17 protein-coding genes, 1 rRNA gene and 1 other annotated feature are annotated in these 18,823 nt (G+C 29.2%); all 18 genes read left to right on the plus strand.

Going from position 1 to position 18,823, the window contains the following annotated elements:
• Positions 1–11: 11 nt before the first annotated feature.
• A 5S ribosomal RNA gene (rrf, locus tag ACRCYC_RS06560) occupies positions 12–128 on the plus strand.
• 197 nt (positions 129–325) lie between these two features.
• Positions 326–2,260: an elongation factor G gene (locus ACRCYC_RS06565; protein WP_438618321.1), complete on the plus strand. Its 1,935-nt coding sequence runs from the start codon at positions 326–328 to the stop codon at positions 2,258–2,260.
• Positions 2,261–2,413: 153 nt separating this feature from the next.
• A complete protein-coding gene (locus ACRCYC_RS06570) occupies positions 2,414–4,714 on the plus strand; it encodes an ATP-dependent Clp protease ATP-binding subunit (protein ID WP_438618322.1) in 2,301 nt (766 codons plus the stop codon).
• 116 nt (positions 4,715–4,830) lie between these two features.
• Positions 4,831–6,210, plus strand: a complete 1,380-nt coding sequence (radA, locus tag ACRCYC_RS06575) for a DNA repair protein RadA (RefSeq protein ID WP_438618323.1) — start codon at positions 4,831–4,833, stop codon at positions 6,208–6,210.
• Between the two features lie 2 nt (positions 6,211–6,212).
• Positions 6,213–7,283: a DNA integrity scanning diadenylate cyclase DisA gene (disA, locus tag ACRCYC_RS06580; protein WP_438618324.1), complete on the plus strand. Its 1,071-nt coding sequence runs from the start codon at positions 6,213–6,215 to the stop codon at positions 7,281–7,283.
• 86 nt (positions 7,284–7,369) lie between these two features.
• Positions 7,370–8,455, plus strand: a complete 1,086-nt coding sequence (locus ACRCYC_RS06585) for a PIN/TRAM domain-containing protein (RefSeq protein WP_438618325.1) — start codon at positions 7,370–7,372, stop codon at positions 8,453–8,455.
• A gap of 112 nt (positions 8,456–8,567) precedes the next feature.
• A complete protein-coding gene (gene ispD, locus ACRCYC_RS06590) occupies positions 8,568–9,251 on the plus strand; it encodes a 2-C-methyl-D-erythritol 4-phosphate cytidylyltransferase (protein ID WP_438618326.1) in 684 nt (227 codons plus the stop codon).
• Between the two features lie 12 nt (positions 9,252–9,263).
• Positions 9,264–9,749 carry a 2-C-methyl-D-erythritol 2,4-cyclodiphosphate synthase gene (gene ispF, locus ACRCYC_RS06595; RefSeq protein WP_438618327.1) on the plus strand — a complete coding sequence of 162 codons (486 nt, stop codon included), beginning with the start codon at positions 9,264–9,266 and terminating at the stop codon, positions 9,747–9,749.
• A 34-nt stretch (positions 9,750–9,783) separates the two neighbouring features.
• Positions 9,784–10,003: a binding site (T-box leader), on the plus strand.
• Between the two features lie 57 nt (positions 10,004–10,060).
• Positions 10,061–11,776 (plus strand): proline--tRNA ligase, encoded by a 1,716-nt coding sequence (locus ACRCYC_RS06600; RefSeq protein WP_438618328.1) that lies wholly within the window; start codon positions 10,061–10,063, stop codon positions 11,774–11,776.
• Positions 11,777–11,994: 218 nt separating this feature from the next.
• Complete coding sequence (gene gltX / locus ACRCYC_RS06605; RefSeq protein ID WP_438618329.1) at positions 11,995–13,476, plus strand: glutamate--tRNA ligase; 1,482 nt, start codon at positions 11,995–11,997, stop codon at positions 13,474–13,476.
• Between the two features lie 148 nt (positions 13,477–13,624).
• A complete protein-coding gene (locus ACRCYC_RS06610; RefSeq protein ID WP_438618330.1) occupies positions 13,625–13,789 on the plus strand; it encodes a hypothetical protein in 165 nt (54 codons plus the stop codon).
• A 124-nt stretch (positions 13,790–13,913) separates the two neighbouring features.
• On the plus strand, positions 13,914–15,311 hold the full coding sequence (gene cysS, locus ACRCYC_RS06615) for a cysteine--tRNA ligase (protein ID WP_438618331.1): 1,398 nt from the start codon (positions 13,914–13,916) through the stop codon (positions 15,309–15,311).
• Complete coding sequence (locus ACRCYC_RS06620) at positions 15,296–15,709, plus strand: Mini-ribonuclease 3 (RefSeq protein WP_438618332.1); 414 nt, start codon at positions 15,296–15,298, stop codon at positions 15,707–15,709. Before cysS ends, ACRCYC_RS06620 begins: the two co-directional genes overlap by 16 nt.
• 133 nt (positions 15,710–15,842) lie before the next feature.
• Positions 15,843–16,601, plus strand: a complete 759-nt coding sequence (gene thyX / locus ACRCYC_RS06625) for an FAD-dependent thymidylate synthase (RefSeq protein WP_438618333.1) — start codon at positions 15,843–15,845, stop codon at positions 16,599–16,601.
• A 12-nt stretch (positions 16,602–16,613) separates the two neighbouring features.
• Complete coding sequence (rlmB, locus tag ACRCYC_RS06630) at positions 16,614–17,348, plus strand: 23S rRNA (guanosine(2251)-2'-O)-methyltransferase RlmB (RefSeq protein ID WP_438618335.1); 735 nt, start codon at positions 16,614–16,616, stop codon at positions 17,346–17,348.
• A 3-nt stretch (positions 17,349–17,351) separates the two neighbouring features.
• Complete coding sequence (locus ACRCYC_RS06635; RefSeq protein ID WP_438618336.1) at positions 17,352–17,879, plus strand: NYN domain-containing protein; 528 nt, start codon at positions 17,352–17,354, stop codon at positions 17,877–17,879.
• A 61-nt stretch (positions 17,880–17,940) separates the two neighbouring features.
• Positions 17,941–18,588 carry an RNA polymerase sporulation sigma factor SigH gene (sigH, locus tag ACRCYC_RS06640; protein WP_438618337.1) on the plus strand — a complete coding sequence of 216 codons (648 nt, stop codon included), beginning with the start codon at positions 17,941–17,943 and terminating at the stop codon, positions 18,586–18,588.
• A gap of 66 nt (positions 18,589–18,654) precedes the next feature.
• Positions 18,655–18,823 (plus strand): GTP-binding protein (locus ACRCYC_RS06645; RefSeq protein ID WP_261291357.1); only part of this gene is annotated, 169 nt, incomplete at its 3' end.

The following is an 18,823-nucleotide window of genomic DNA, read 5'->3' on the forward strand; positions in this document are numbered from 1 at the left end:
AATAAAGATTATGTGGTTATTATAGCAAAGAGGATACACCTGTTCCCATTCCGAACACAGAAGTTAAGCTCTTTAGCGCCGATGGTACTTGGTGGGAAGCTGCCTGGGAGAGTAGGACGTAGCCGCGTAATCTTTTTTAATTAAAAAAATGGAGAGTACTTACTTTAGTAAGTACTCTCCATTTTTGTTTTTAACTAATATATGTTTCACGGTAAACAAAATGTATTTATTATTGATACTAATATACTTTTTAGAATAATTGCACATAAAGACTTATATTAAATGCATATAAATTATAAAAATGATATAAGGTAGGTGCTTAAGTATGAAGGTATATGATAGTAATATGTTAAGAAGCGTAGCTATATTAGGACATAGCGGTTGTGGTAAAACTAATCTAATCGAAGCAATGGCTTATACTTCTGAAACTTCAAGTAAAATGCCTAAATTAACTGACAAGACAAATATGACATATAGTATGAATTTAGTTCCTATAGAATATGAAAATTATAAATATAATTTATTAGATACTCCAGGATATTCTGATTTTACTGGAGATGTTATTTCAGCTGTATCTGCTAGTGACGTAGCAATTATTGTAGTTGATGCAACTACTAATATCCAAGTTGGAACTGAAAAATCTTTAGAAGTTACAGGAGAATCTATACCTAAACTTATATTCATAAATAAAATAGATAATGAAAAATCTATATATAAAGATTTAATAGAAGAACTAAGAGAAAAATATAGTAATAAAATTGTACCTATGTATATGCCTGTATATGAGGGTGGTCAATTTAAAAAATTACATAATATATTTGAAGATATGTCAGATTTATGTAATGAATTCAAAGAGGAAGCTAATAGCATAAAGGAAAGTTTAATGGAGCTAATAGCAGAGTCAGATGATGATTTACTAGAAAAATACTTCAGTGGAGAAGAACTTACAGATGAAGATATCAAAATGGGAATAACATTGGGAATACAGAGCGGGGATATAATACCTGTTGTGTGTGGATCTACTATTAATAATATAGGTACAAAAGAAATTCTAAATATTATAGCTACTTATTTAAAGCCTAAGTTCGATAAAAAAGAGAAAAAACTTAAAGGGATGGTATTTAAAACTATAGTGGATCCATTTATTGGGAAAATGTCATATATTAAGATTTTGCAAGGAAAGATGAGTAAAGATATGGATATATATAATCTTAATAAAAATATAAAAGAAAAAATATATAATATATATACTTTTGATAAAAATGAGTTATCAGAAGTTCAGATGGCAAATGCAGGTGATATTATAATTACTACTAAAGTTAATTCTCTTCAAACAGGAGATAGTATATCATTAAATCAAAATGAAGAATTAGAAGATTGTATTAAAATTCCTAAGCCTCAGATATATTTTGCTATACAGCCTAAAAATAAAGGGGATGAGGATAAAATAAGCACAGTATTAAATAAAATATCTGATGAAGATCCTACTATAACTTGGAATAGAAATACAGAAACTAAACAGGTTTTAATTGGTGGGCAAGGTGAGCTTCATATAAATATAGCAAAATTAAAGATGAAAGAAAAGTTTGGATTAGATATAGATTTAACTGATTTAAAAGTTGCATATAGAGAGACTATAAAAGGAAGCTCTGATGTTCAAGGTAAACATAAAAAGCAATCAGGAGGACATGGACAATATGGAGATGTAAAAATAAAATTTGAAAGATCTCAAAATGATTTTGAATTTGAGGAAGATATATTTGGAGGTTCTGTTCCGAAGCAATATATACCAGCAGTAGAAAAAGGAATAAGAGAGTCTATGATAAAAGGAATATTAGCTGGATATCCTGTAACAAATATAAAGGCTACTCTTTATGATGGATCATATCATGATGTTGATTCTTCTGAAATGGCATTTAAGTTAGCTGCTAGTATTGCCTTTAAAAAGGGTATAGAGGAAGCCAAACCTATTTTATTAGAACCTATAATGAAGCTTACTATTGTTGTTCCTGATGAGTATATGGGCGATGTAATGGGGGATATAAATAAAAAAAGAGGTAGGATTTTGGGTATGGAGCCAATAGATAATGGAAAGCAAGTTATATACGCTAATGCTCCACAAGCTGAAACTTTTAAATATGCAATAGATTTAAGAGCTATGACTCAAGGAAGAGGATATTTTGAAATGGAATTAGATAAATATGAAGAGGTTCCAGTACAATTAGCACATAAAATAATATTAAGTTCAGATAATAGTTAAAAAATAAGGGATTAGATATATGTCTAATCCCTTATTTTTTAACTATTATCTAGTAAATTTTATTATTCAAAATGCATACAATGGAACAATAAAACTAGTAAATTATCTAGTTAAAATATATTGAACACTCTAATGTAAAGGAGGGGGATTTTAGTGTATTTTGATAAATTTACAAAAAATGCTCAACAAGTGATAGATATATCTATTACTTGTGCAAAAGAATTTGGCCATAGAGTTGTTGGAACAGAGCATATACTGCTAGGCTTAGTTAAGCAAAAAAAGGGAATTGCTTCAAAAATTTTAATTGAATTAGGTATAGAAGATAGTGAGTTAAGTAAACTGATTATAGATATATACGGGATAGGAATAAATGATAACACAGATGATGTATTTTTAAGTCCTAGAAGCAAAAGCATATTAGATACATCATTTATGTTCGCTAATGGATTTAAAAGTAATATAGTAGATACTGAACATATATTATTGGCACTTGTACAAGAAGAGGGCAGTTTAGCTGTTAAGATACTAGAGAAAAAAGGTATAAATAAGCAAGTATTAGTGAAATCTATAGCTGAATATATAGATATAGAATATGATATAGGATTTAATAGAGAAATAATTGAAAGTGAAGAAATAAATAAGGAAAAACCTAAAATACCAACTTTAGAAAAATATGCTATAAATTTAAATGACTATGCTAAGCAAAATAAGATAGACCCTCTAATTGGAAGGGAAAATGAGCTGCATAGAATAGTTCAAATTTTAAGTAGGAGAACCAAAAACAACCCTATTTTAATTGGAGATCCAGGTGTGGGTAAAACAGCTATAATTGAAGGATTGGCTGTTAAAATAGAAAATAAGGAAGTACCTAAATCATTATTAAACAAAACCATATATAATTTAGAGATAGGTGGAATGCTTGCTGGAGCCAAGTATAGAGGAGAATTCGAAGAAAGAATAAAGAAAGTATTAGATGAAGTTATGGGTGCTAAAGAAATAATATTATTTATAGATGAAATGCATACTATAGTAGGAGCAGGAGCTACAGGTGAAAATTCAATGGATGCATCTAATATATTAAAACCAGTTCTATCTAGAGGAGACATACAAGTAATAGGCGCAACAACTATAGATGAATATAGAAAAAGTATAGAAAAAGATGTAGCTTTAGAGAGAAGACTACAACCTATTATAGTTGAAGAACCAAATAAAGAAGATGCAATTAAAATTTTAAAAGGCCTAAAGGAAAAGTATGAAAATCATCATAATGTGAAAATAACAGAAGATGCAATAAAAACTGCAGTTGAATTATCAAGCCGATATATAACAGACAGATATCTTCCAGATAAAGCAGTAGATATAATAGATGAATCAGCATCTAGAGTTAGAATAGATAATGATAAAAAACAAAAAGATATTCTATTAGTTACTAGTGAGATAGTTTCAGAAGTTGTTGGCCTTTGGACTGGTATACCTGTAAATAAATTAGTTAAATCAGAATGTAATAAGTTATTAAATTTAGAGGAAATACTTCATGGGAGGATTATAGGGCAAGATGAAGCTGTAAGCGCTGTATCAAAAGCAATAAGAAGATCAAGGTCAGGACTCAAAGATCCTAAAAGACCAATCGGATCATTTTTGTTTTTAGGTCCTACAGGTGTAGGTAAGACAGAGTTATGTAAAGCTATAGCTGAAGCTCATTTTGGAGATGAAAATCAGATAATTAGAATAGATATGTCTGAATATATGGAAAAACATTCAGTATCTAGATTAATAGGTTCTCCACCTGGATATATAGGGCATGATGATGGAGGGCAATTAACAGAAAGTGTTAGGAGACATCCTTATTCAGTAGTCTTGTTTGATGAGATAGAAAAAGGGCATGAAGATGTATTTAATATATTGTTACAGATACTAGATGAAGGTAGATTGACAGATTCTAAAGGTAGAACTGTAGATTTTAAAAATACGGTAATTATAATGACGTCTAATTTAGGTGCAACATCTATAACAAAACAAAAATCAATTGGATTTGCTAATCATCATAATGAAGTAAAAATACAAGAGAACGATTACGATGATATGAAGGATAAAATAATTTTAGAATTGAAAAATAGATTCAGACCTGAGTTTATAAATAGAATAGATGATATAATAGTTTTTCATAAATTAAGCTTAAATAATTTATATGACATAGCAAGGTTAATGATAAACCAATTAATAAATAGATTAGAACAAATGGATATAATTTTAGATATAAATGAGTCAGTTATAGGATTTATAGCTAAGCATGGAGTTGATTTAGAATATGGAGCAAGACCTTTAAAAAGAGCTATACAGAAAGAGTTGGAAGATGAATTAGCAGAAGAATTGTTGAGTGAAAATGTAAATAAAGGGGATCATATTATAGCTAAAATTATAAATGATAAAGTTGTATTTGAAAGTAAGTTGTAAGATATACAAGGGAGCTTTAAATAAGCTCCTTTATATATTATAAATTTAACATATTAATGGTTATATATGTTAAAATTAATACTATATAAAAAATTTACATAAGGGTGAGTTTATAAATGGCAAAAATAAAAACTAAATATGTGTGTCAAGAGTGTGGATATGAAAATAGCAAATGGCTAGGTAAATGTCCAGAATGTAATAAATGGAATACTTTTGTTGAAGAAATAGAAGAAAAACGTTCTAATTCTAGTAAAGAAGTATTTGTTATAGATAAATCGGCATCTAGACCTTTAAATATAAACTCTATAGAAACTATAAAGGAACAAAGATTTTCTACGTGTATAAATGAATTGGATAGGGTTTTAGGTGGTGGAGTAGTTAAAGGGTCTTTAGTCTTAGTAGGAGGAGATCCAGGTATTGGTAAATCTACATTACTTATACAAGTATCTAGTAATGTAGCTAATAGTGGGAAAAAAGTATTATATATATCAGGAGAAGAATCTGCATCACAAATAAAAATGAGGGCTCAAAGATTAGGAATAAAGTCCGATAATTTATATATATTTGCTGAAAATAATTTAAGTATAATAGAAGCTCATCTAGAAAGTATAAGCCCAGATTTGATAATAGTAGACTCTATACAAACTGTTTTTAGTCCAGAAATCACATCTGCTCCAGGAACTGTAAGCCAAATAAAAGAAGGTACCTCTAGGTTTATGAAGATTTCTAAAAAAATGGGTATATCAACTTTTGTAGTTGGACATGTAACTAAGGAAGGTGCATTAGCAGGTCCAAAAGTATTAGAGCATATGGTTGATACGGTATTATATTTTGAAGGAGAACGATTCAATACATATAGATTGGTAAGAGCTGTTAAAAATAGATTTGGATCTACAAATGAATTAGGTGTATTTGAAATGAGAGAGGTTGGGTTAGTAGAATTAGAAAACCCATCCAAAATATTGATAGCTGAAAAACCTAAAGATGTAGCTGGTTCAGTTATTATATCGACGGTTGAAGGGACGAGACCAATGTTATTAGAGTTACAGGCACTAGTGTCCCCAACAAGTTTTGGAATTGCAAAGAGAACAGCAACAGGTGTTGATTATAATAGGGTATCCTTGCTTATGGCAGTTTTAGAAAAAAGAGTTGGTATGCAAATACAAAATCAGGATGTATATATAAATATTGTTGGTGGTATAAAAATAAATGAGCCATCTATAGATTTAGGAATAGTAATGGCTATAGCTTCTAGTTTTAGAAATATACCTATAGATGGGAATGTTGCTATAACTGGAGAGGTTGGATTAACTGGAGAGATAAGAGCTGTAAGTTTTATAGAAAAAAGAATAGCTGAATGTAAAAAATTAGGGTTTACTAAAATTATTATTCCAAAGAGTAGTTACGAAGCAGTTAAAGATGTAAAAGGTATAGATATATGTCCTGTAGATAGTGTAAGACAAGCTATAAATATAGTATTAGGAGGAAATAGATAAAAATGAGTGATTTTTTTAGTGGCAAAAAAGCTATTAATACATTGAAAATGATATCTCCTGGTACAAATCTTAGATTAGGTATAGACCATGTTTTAAAAGCTAAAACAGGAGGTCTTATAGTTATAGCAGATGGAGATGATGTAACTAAGATTGTTGATGGAGGATTTAATATAAATGCCGAATATTCTCCAGCTTATTTATATGAACTAGCTAAGATGGATGGAGCTATAGTATTAAGCGAAGATGTAAAACGAATACTATATGCAAATGCTCAGCTTATACCTGACTATTCTATAGAGACTAGTGAAACTGGAACTCGACATAGAACTGCTGAAAGAGTTGCAAAGCAAACAGGATCTATAGTGATTGCTATATCACAAAGAAGAAATGTTATAACAGTTTATCAAGGTGATAAAAAATATGTAATTGAAGATATATCAAAAATATTTACTAAAGCGAATCAAGCATTACAGACTCTAGAAAAATATAAATCAGTTTTAGACCAAGCTATAATAAGCTTAACTGCATTAGAATTTAAAGATTTGGTAACTTTATATGATGTAGTACTTGTAGTTCAGAAAATAGAAATGGTTATGAGAGTTACAAATATAATTGAGAAGTATATAGTTGAATTAGGGATAGAAGGAACTCTTTTAAGCATGCAGGTTGAGGAATTGATGGGAACTACAAAGATAGATCAAAATCAAATTTTAAAAGACTATAAAAGAAATGATATGACTTTAGGTGAATTTAAGAAAAAAATTATATCATTATCATCAGAAGAATTATTAGATTTAGCCAATATAGCTAAAATGATTGGTTATACTGGTTTTTCAGAGAGCATGGATATGCCAGTAAGACCTAAAGGATATAGAATTTTAAATAAAATACATAGATTACCTAGTACTATAATAGAAAACTTAGTGAATTATTTTGAAGATTTCCAAGATATATTAAGAGCATCTATAGAAGATTTAGATGATGTTGAAGGTATTGGTGAGATAAGAGCTAAGTATATAAAAAATGGACTTATAAAAATGCAAGAATTATCGCTTATAGATAGGCATATATAAAATTTTGATATAACTTTGTTCTTGAATATAGTTAATAGTTTGATTATAATAAGAAAATATTAAGGAAAAATATAGGGGGTGAAAATTTGTTATCGAAGATAATAAGAGTAATAATTGGAATATTAGGATTTGCAGTAGGTATGACAACTTATATATCGGCAGCTCAAAATTTTCCTATGCTTTCATTCGGATCAGAACTATATGGATTTATAGCTTCAATAGTAGTGGGATTAGTAATAGGGTTCATAGTGTATATGATGGGACCTTGGATTATGAATAAATCTAGAAAAATAGCTAAGGATATGGATAGAGAAATATCTAAATATCCTCAAACTGATATAATATTAGGTACTATAGGTTTAATAGTTGGACTTGTTATAGCTTACTTAGTAAGTCAATTGATTTTATCACTTAAGATACCTATAGTAGGTAATTTATTATCATTATTTACATATGTATTTGTAGGTTATTTAGGCATCAGAATTGCTTTAAAAAGTAAAGATGATATATTTAACCTAAATAAATTAACAAGGCTAGCACCAAATAAAGATAAAAATGTTAAAAAAGAAAAAAGTATACCACCTAAGGTTTTAGATACTAGTGTTATCATAGATGGTAGGATAGCGGAAATATGTCAAACTGGATTTATAGAGGGTAAACTTGTAATCCCTACATTTGTACTAGATGAATTGAGACATATAGCAGATTCATCTGATGATTTAAAACGAGTTAGAGGTAGAAGAGGATTAGATATACTTAATATAATACAAAAAGAATTAAACATAGAAGTTGAAATAAGTAGTAAAGATTTTGAAGATATAGCGGAAGTTGATGCGAAATTATTAAAGCTAGCAGAAACACTTGGAGGGAAAGTTGTTACTAACGACTACAATTTAAATAAAGTTGCTCAAGTTCAAGGTGTTGAAGTTCTTAATATAAATGAATTAGCTAATGCTATAAAGCCGGTAGCGATACCAGGTGAACATATGATAGTACAAGTTGTAAAAGAAGGTAAAGAATCTAATCAGGGAATTGCTTATCTAGACGATGGTACTATGATTGTAGTTGATGGTGGGAAAAAATACATGGGAGAAACTATAAGAGTTTTAGTGACATCAGTATTACAAACGCCAGCAGGAAGAATGATATTTGGAAAACCTAAAGTAGATTAAACAAAAGTCTTCAGAAGTTAATTCTGAAGACTTTTTTAGTTTAATAATACTTATTAATATCTATGTGTTAAAATATATATAAATTATTTTAGCTTACTAAAGAGGTGAAAGTATGAATGGGGTTATAATAGTAGCAGCAGGTACTGGAAGTAGAATGAAGAAAGATATAAATAAACAGTTTATAAAATTAAATAATAAAGAGATTATAGTTCACACAATAGATAAGTTTTATAATAATAACAGCATCGATGATATAGTTGTTGTTATAAAAGAAAGTGAAGAAGAATACTTTATAAATAACGTAATAAAGAAATATGGATTTGATAATATAAAAATCACTTATGGTGGAAATGAAAGACAGGATTCTGTTCATAATGGAATAAAAGAGCTTGATAAAAATTGTGATGTAGTAATTGTTCATGATGGAGCTAGACCATTTGTTACGGATGATATAATAAAAAATTCTATAGAAGAAGCTAAAAAACATAATGCTGTAGTTGTAGGAGTTAAGGTAAAAGATACTATAAAAATAGTTGGAGAAAACGGCAATATTATAGATACTCCAAATAGAAGTTACTTATGGTCTGTACAAACTCCTCAAGTTTTTAAGTATGAAGTTATAACAAAAGCATATGAAGATGCATATAATGGTAATTATTATGGAACAGATGATGCAATGTTAGTAGAACGAATAGGTTATAATGTTAAAATGATAGAAGGTTCTTATGATAATATAAAAATAACTACACAAGAAGATTTGAAATTTGGAGAACAAATATTAAAAAATAAAAATTAACGGAGGATAATTATGAGAGTAGGAATGGGTTATGATGTTCACAAGTTAGTTGAAAATAGAAAGTTAATATTAGGTGGAGTTGAAATACCACATGAAAAAGGATTGTTAGGGCATTCAGATGCGGATGTATTGCTACATGCTATAATGGATTCTATACTTGGAGCTTTAGCACTTGGAGATATAGGTAAGCACTTCCCTGATACAGATGAAAAATACAAAGGTGCTGATAGTATAAAATTATTAGAATTTGTATATAATTTAATAAAAGAAAAAGGATATGCGATAGGCAATCTAGATTCTACAATAATAGCTCAAGCACCCAAAATGGCACCTCATATACAAACTATGAGAGCTAATATAGCTAAAGCATTAAACTGTGACATTGATAGTATAAATGTCAAAGCTACAACAGAAGAAGGCCTTGGTTTCACAGGTAACAAGGAAGGAATATCAGCACAAAGTATATGTTTACTAGTTAAGATTGACAATATTAAATAATTGCTATAAAATGATATTAAATAAATTGGAAATAAAAAAAGCTAAGAAGAGAAATAGTAGAAGATAGTATTTTTTACAGAGAAGAAGTATTAGGTGAGAGCTTCTATAAATAAGTCTTTGAACCAATCTCAGAGCTTAAGAACGTTAAAAAGTTCTTACGGTAAGGACCGTTATATCCTATAAAGAGAATTGATATGTTTATAATATTAATTAACTAGAGTGGTACCGCGGAAATACAACCTTTCGTCTCTATATAGAGATGAAGGGTTTTTTTGATTATAAATAAAAAAAATAACAGGAGGAAATTTTATATGAAAATGTCAAAAATGTTTATGCCTACATTAAGAGAGGTTCCAGCAGATGCAGAAATAACAAGTCATCAATTAATGATGAGATCTGGTATGATAAAAAAAATGTCATCAGGTGTGTATAACCAATTGCCAATGGGAATAAGAGTTTTCAAGAAAGTTGAAAATATAATAAGAGAAGAGTTAAATAAAAAAGGATGCCAAGAGATATTATGTTCTGCATTAATACCAGCTGAATTATGGCAAGAGTCTGGAAGATGGGATGTAATGGGAGCAGAAATGTTTAGACTAAAAGATAGAAATAGTAGAGATTACTGTCTAGGACCTACACATGAAGAAGTTTTCACAGATATAATAAGACAAGATGTTACATCATATAAGCAATTACCTTTAAATTTATATCAAATACAAACTAAATACAGAGATGAAAGAAGACCAAGATTTGGAGTTATGAGAACTAAATCATTCACTATGAAAGATGCATACAGTTTTGATACAGATGAAGCTGGTTTAGATAAATCATACCAAGACATGTATGATGCATATACAGAGATATTTAGAAGATGTGGATTAGAGAATAGTCCAGTTCAAGCGGATTCTGGAGCTATAGGTGGTTCTACTTCTGCAGAATTTATGGTTAAGTCTCCTGTAGGAGAAGATGAGATAGTATTCTGTAGTGGGTGTGATTATGCAGCTAATATAGAAAAAGCTCACTCAGTAGATGACCTAAAAGATAAAGAGGAAATGAAAGATTTAGAGCCAGTTCATACTCCAGGTGTAACTACTATAGATCAGCTATGTGAGTTCTTCAACACAACAGCTGATACTTTTGCTAAAACTTTAATATATGAAGCTGATGGAAAAACAGTTGTAGTTTTAGTAAGAGGAGATAGAGATGTTAATGAAGTTAAGGTATCAAATGCTGTAGGTGAAGTTATCGATTTTGAATTAGCTAGAGAAGAAATAGTAAGAGAGTTAACTAACGCAGAGGTTGGATTTGCAGGACCAATAGGTATGCAAGCTGATTATATATTTATAGATAAAGAAGTAGCAGAGCAAAGTAATATCGGTGTAGGTGGAAATAAAACTGATTACCATATAAGAAATGCTAACTTCGGAAGAGACTTTGATGGAATAGTAGGAGATTTTAGAAATGTACAAGAAGGAGATAAGTGTACATGTTGTGGAGCTCCACTTGAAATAGCTAGAGGTGTAGAAGTTGGTCACATATTTAAACTAGGAACTAAATACTCTGAAACTATGGGAGCAAACTTTATAGACAAAGATGGAAAGAGCAAGCCAATAGTTATGGGATGTTACGGTATAGGCGTTGAGAGAACTGCTGCAGCTGTAATAGAACAGCATAACGATGAAAATGGAATAGTATGGCCTTTATCTATAGCTCCATATCATGCAGTAGTAGTGCCTGTAAATATAAAGAAAGCAGAGCAAATGGAAGCTGCTGAAAAAATATACAATGAATTACTTGCTATGGGAGTAGAAGTTTTATTAGATGATAGAGATGAAAGGGTAGGAGTTAAGTTCAAAGATTCTGAGTTAATAGGTATACCTATGAGAATTACAGTAGGTAAAGATATAACAGATGGAAAAGTTGAGTTTAAATTAAGAAGTGAATCAGAAAAAGAATTAATATCTTTAGACGATATAGCTGATAGAATAAAATCTGAATTTGTTAAATCAGAAGTTAAATTAGGATAGTTTAAAAGCTAAATAGTATATATAATCCACTAAGTTATTAACATTTTCGACAAAATGTGGATATATATGCTATTTAATTTTATATAAAAATATATTTATCCACAGATAAAAACACAATAAGATAGGGTATTTATAATTTTAATAAGAGAAAATTGTATTATAAATATTGATTAAATTTGGTATTATAATATATAGAATATTATTTAGGAGGTAAAGTTATGAGTGTTAGAGTAAGATTTGCTCCAAGTCCAACTGGATTTGTACATATAGGTAGTTTAAGAACGGCTTTATATAATTACTTATTTGCAAAAAGAATGGGTGGAGAATACATATTAAGAGTTGAAGATACTGATAGAACTAGACTTGTTGATGGTGCAATAGAAAATATGCTAGATGCTATGGCATGGGCTGGAGTTAACCATACAGAAGGTGTTATATTAGGAGAAAATAAAGAAGTAACTCAAGTTGGACCATATGGACCATATATACAATCTGAAAGATTAGATATATATAAAGACTATATACAACAATTATTAGATAGTGGTAAAGCATACTACTGCTTCTGCTCAAAAGAAAGATTAGATGAAGTTAGAGAAAAACAAAAAGAAGCTGGAGAAACTCCAAAATATGATGGACACTGTAGAGACTTATCAAAAGAAGAAGTTGAAGCTAAACTAGCAGCTGGTGAAGAACATGTAATAAGATTAAGATTGCCAGAAAATCATGTAATAAAGTTTACTGACTTAGTAAGAGGGGAAACTGAATTTAACACTGATGAATTAGATGATCAAGTATTAATAAAAACCGATGGATTCCCTACATATCACTTTGCAGTAGTAGTAGATGACCATATGATGAAAATAACACATGTTATAAGGGGAGAAGAATGGATATCATCAACTCCAAAACATGTATATTTATATGAAGCATTTGGATGGGAAGCTCCAACTTTCGTACATCTTCCAAATATACTTAATAAAGAAAAGAAAAAGTTAAGTAAAAGACATGGTTCAGTTGCAGTAGAAGACTTTAAACAAAAGGGATACTTACCAGAAGGTTTAGTTAACTATGTTGCTTTAGTTGGATGGTCACCAGAAGATAATCAAGAGTTATTCACAATGAAAGAATTAGAAGAACATTTCTCAGTTGAAAGAGTTTCTAAGAGTGGTGGAGTATTCGATACAGATAAATTAAACTGGGTTAACCAACATTATATAAAAGATGCTTCAGATGAATATATAACTGATTTAGCTATACCATTTTTAATAGAAGCTGGATATATAACAGAAGAAGATGCTACAAATAGATATGATTTTGTAAAAGGTATGGTTTCTGTTGTTAAAGAAAAATTACAATATGTAAAAGAAGTAACAGAACATGTTAACATATTCTTTGGTGATGAAGTTAAGTTAGAAACTGAAGAGTGTAGAGAATTTTTACAATTAGAACATATACCTACTTTAATAAATTCATTAGAAGAAAAAATAAATAATTCAGAAGAAATAACTGAAGAATTCTTTAAAGCTATGTTAAAAGAAATACAAAAAGAACATGGAATAAAAGGTAAAAATTTATTTATGGGAACAAGAGTTATATTAACTGGACAAATGCATGGCCCAGACTTACCAAAAGCAGCAGCTGTTATAGGTAAGCAAACTTGTTTAAATAGAATTCAATATGTAAAAAATAATTTATTATAAATAAAAAAACCATCTTATTTAAGGTGGTTTTTTTATTTATGTAATTTTTTGAAGAAAGATTATAATTTAAAAATAGAGGGATTTCATACTAAAAACTTAATATATTTTAAATAGTTATAATTAAAATGTATATTTCTAGGAGGAAAGTATGAGTATAGATATCAAGGAAATAAAGGGGGAATTAAATCAACTTTGCGAGGAATACATAAATGTAATAACAAAGATGAAAAATGAGAACATTATTAATAGGGATACATACCATAAGTGTATATCAAATAAAGTTGACTTTTTAGAAAAAATCGATGAAGTATAAATTAAGACGTTTCTTTATAAATGCAGGAGGGTATAATAGTAGTACTATTAATTAAAGAGAATATAAATTATAATAGATTATATGGTTAGAAAAGAGCTTTAAACATAACAGTGAGGTGAATATAATGAAGTTATACAATACGTTAACTAGAACAAAAGAAGAATTTATTCCAATTGAAGAAGGAAAGGTAAAAATGTATGTTTGTGGACCTACAGTTTATAACTTCTTCCACATAGGAAATGCTAGACCATTTATAATATTTGACACATTTAGAAGATATTTAGAATATAGAGGATATGATGTAACATATATTCAAAATTTTACAGATGTTGATGATAAAATAATAAAAAGAAGTAATGAAGAAGGAATAACTCCTGAACAGATTGCTGATAAATACATAGATGAATATTTTAAAGATGCTGATGGATTAGGGATAACAAGAGCTACAGTACATCCAAGAGTTACAGATAATATAAATGAAATAATAGAATTTATAAAAGAGTTAGAAGAAAAAGGATATGCATATGAAGTAAATGGAGAAGTATACTTTGATACTCAGAAATTTGAAGGATATGGAAAACTTTCTAAACAAAATCAAGAAGACTTAGAAGCTGGTTCTAGAATAGAAGTTAACTCTCAAAAAAGACATCCAATGGACTTCGTATTATGGAAACCTAAAAAAGAGGGAGAACCAGGATGGGAAAGTCCATGGAGTGTAGGTAGACCAGGATGGCATATAGAGTGTTCAGTAATGTCAAAAAGATATTTAGGTGATACTATAGACATACATGCAGGAGGACAAGACCTAGCATTCCCACACCATGAAAATGAAATAGCACAGAGTGAAGCTAGAAGTGGAAAAACATTCTCTAACTATTGGGTACATAATGGATATATAAATATAAATAATGAAAAAATGAGTAAATCAAAAGGTAACTTCTTTACAGTTAGAGATATTTCAGATCAATATGATTTAGAAGTTGTTAGATTCTTTATGTTATCAGCTCATTATAGAAATCCAGTAAACTTTAGTGATGAAATGTTAACACAGTCAAGAGCGGGACTTGAAAGATTATATAATACTAAAGAAAAATTAGAGTTTACGTTAAGTAACTTAAAAGATGAAAATTTAAAAGAAAATGAACAAGAGTTTATGAATGAATTAGAATCATATAGAGTTAAATTTATAAATGCTATGGATGATGATATAAACACAGCAGATGCTATAAGTGTTATATTTGAATTAGCTAGATTTATAAATACTAATGTAAATGAAGATTCTTCAATCGAATTTTCTAGAAAATGTTTAAGTGAATTTGATGAGTTGACTAATGTTTTAAACATAGTAAATAAAAAGCAGGATGAATGCTTAGATGAAGATATAGAGAAATTAATACAAGATAGAGTTGATGCTAAGAAAAATAAAGATTTTGCATTAGCAGATGAAATAAGAAATAAATTATTAGATATGGGAATTGTTTTAGAAGATACAAGACAAGGAACTAAATGGAAAAGGGTGTAAGAATGGATAATATAAACTTAGCTACAGTATCACCTTTGGTACTTGCTTATTTAGGAGACACTGTGTATGAATCTCGTATAAGAGAATATCTTATAAATAAGAATGTAAATAGAAAGGTTAATGATTTACATAAGACCGCTATAAAGTATGTAAGAGCTAAGGCGCAGGCTAACGTAATACTTACCATAGAAGATACATTAACAGAGGAAGAACATAGAATATACAAAAGAGGTCGTAATCAAAAATCTCATACTACACCTAAAAATGCAGACATTATAGATTATAAAAATGCAACTGCATTTGAGGCTTTAATAGGTTATCTGCATATGAAAAAAGACTATGAAAGATTAGAAGAGATAATTCAAAGAGCGATTGAAATAACAGAAGAGAGTATATAATAAATAGGGGGAGCTATCTCGAGTTAGAGAATAGCTCCTTTTTACTTAAGAATCACTCTAATTGTCTTGATAAACTCCATTTTTAGACAAAATAAGGTATAATAATATAATAAACTATTAAGGAGGTATACATATGAAAGTTAAAGTAATAGCTCATACGCCTGAACCTGAAAAGGTAATATCAATGGCTGCAAAATTATGCTACTCTTCTGTAGGGGTAGATGAAATAGAACAAAATTTAACTGATGAAAGTGTAGAAAAGTTTTTAAATATGTTAATAAATATAGGACATGAATCTCCATTAGAGCATGTTACATTTACATTTGCTGTAGAGGGTATTTCAAGAAGTTGTTCTCATCAGATTGTTAGACATCGTATAGCTAGTTTTTCACAACAGAGTCAAAGATATGTTAAACTAAATCAATTTGAATATATAGTTCCTCCTGAAATAGAGCGAATAGAGGAAGCTAAAGCGGTATTTATAGATGCTATGAATAAAGACCAAGAATCATATGATAAGTTAGTAGATATTTTATTTGAAAAACATTATAATAATTTAATAAAATGTGGAAAAAATGAAAAAGAAGCTAAAAGGAATGCAGAGAAAAAAGCAATAGAAGATGCAAGATATGTTTTCCCTAATGCATGTGAGACAAAGATGGTATTTACTATGAACACTAGAAGTTTATATAATTTCTTTAATCATAGATGTTGTGAAAGAGCACAGTGGGAAATAAGAGACTTATCTGTGGAAATGTTAAGACAAGTAAGAGAGATATCACCTATATTATTTAAAAATATAGGACCAAAATGTATAAAAGGACCTTGTCCAGAAGGAAAAATGACGTGTGGAAACATTATACAAATAAGAGAAAAGTTTAATAATTTATAGGCGGTGAAGAGTTTGGCAAACATAGAAGGAAGAAATCCAGTTATAGAAGCTATAAAAAACGATAGAGAAATAGATAAGATAATGATAGCAAATGGAGCTAAAGAAGGCTCTATAAAAAAGTTAGTAGCTATGGCGAAAGAAAAAAATATAATAATACAATATGTAGATAGAAATAAATTAGATGAAATAAGTACAAGTCATGCTCATCAAGGTGTAATTGCAAATGTAAGTGATTATAAATATCATGAACTAGATGAATTAATTAAAAGTGTATCGGATAAAGGTGAAGACCCATTTTTTATAATATTAGATGAAATAACAGATCCTCATAACTTAGGGTCAATAATAAGAACTGCTGATGCTGTAGGAGCTCATGGAGTTATAATACCAAAGAGAAGATCTGTTCATATAACACCAACTGTAGCTAAGGCATCTGCTGGAGCTGTAGAGTACGTTCCTGTATGTAAAGTAACTAATATAGTTAACACTTTAAAAACATTAAAAGAACATGGTCTATGGATTGCAGCAGCAGATATGGATGGTCAAACATTCTATGAACAAAACTTAACAGGACCAATAGGTTTGGTAATTGGAAGTGAAGGTTTTGGAATATCAAGGTTAGTAAAAAAACACTGTGATTTTACAGTTAAAATGCCTATGGTTGGGAATGTTACATCACTAAATGCATCAGTAGCAGGAAGTATTCTTCTATATGAAATATTTAAACAAAGAATGGGTACTAAGTAGATAATGAAAAGAAAAATCAATCATTATCTAATAATTGATGGATATAATATTATAAATGCATGGGAAGATTTAAAACGTATAGCGATAGATGATCTAGATGCATCTAGAGAAAAATTAATTAACATTATTATAGAATATGCCGAATTTTCAGGTCAAAAGGCTATAGTAGTTTTTGATGCATATAATGTAAAAAATTCAATGGAAAAAGTTGAAAAAAGAAAATATATAACTGTAGTATACACAAAAGAGCATCAAACTGCAGATAGCTATATTGAGAAATTAATAACATCATTACATAAATATGATGTTGTTAAAGTAGCTACAAATGATTATGCAGAACAGCAAATAATTTTAGGAAAAGGTGCTACTAGAGTGTCATCTAGAGAGTTGAAAATAGATGTTGAAGAAGCTAAAATGAGGATGAAAAGCAAGCAAACAAGTTCACAACGCAAAATTCAGAGAAATTGGTTAGAAGATAGACTAGATAAAGAAACTTTGTCGAAACTTGAGAACATTCGTAGAAACCGTTGAAAATACTAAGTTTTTTAAACTATAATATACCTATGAAGTTAAGTAATGGGGGAGATAAAAAATGTTAGTAGCTAAAGATAAGGGTTTTGAATTTGTAAGTAATTCGCAGCAAGAGGAATATGAAACAGTATTAAAAGCTAATAAAGGGGATACAATAGCACTAGAGTATATTATTACTAAGTATAAAAACTTTGTTAAAGCAAAGGCAAAGTCATATTTTTTAGTTGGAGCTGATAAGGAAGATATAATCCAAGAAGGTATGATAGGTTTATATAAAGCTATAAGAGATTTTGACGGAAGTAAGACAAACTCATTTAAATGTTTTGCAGAGATATGTATAACAAGACAGATTATAACAGCAATAAAAACTGCAACAAGACAAAAACACATACCTCTTAATTCATATGTATCTTTAAATAAACCTATATATGATGAGGAATCAGATAGAACGCTATTAGATATAATAGCTACAAGTATAATAACTGATCCAGAGGAGTTAATAATAAGTAAAGAAGAGCTTAAAAATATAGAGTCAAAGATGAATGAAATTTTAAGTAAATTAGAATTAGAAGTTTTAGAATTGTATTTAAATGGGAAGTCATATCAATATATAGCAGACAGATTAGATAGAGATGTAAAATCAATTGATAATGCTCTACAAAGAGTGAAGAGAAAATTGGAAAAATATCTTGAAAACAGAAATAATTAATAGTAAAATACTTAGCATAAGCTTAATGTAAGCATTAACAAATACAAAATAAGGGAGGAATTCAAAATGGCTAAAGCTAAATTTGAAAGAAACAAGCCACACGTTAATATAGGAACTATAGGTCACGTTGACCACGGTAAAACTACATTAACTGCAGCAATAACAAAAACATTATTCGATAGATATCAATTAGGAGAAGCAGTAGACTTCGCTAATATAGATAAAGCTCCAGAAG

This window comes from Paraclostridium sp., assembly GCF_051657365.1.
In the GTDB taxonomy this organism is placed as follows: Bacteria; Bacillota; Clostridia; order Peptostreptococcales; family Peptostreptococcaceae; genus Paraclostridium.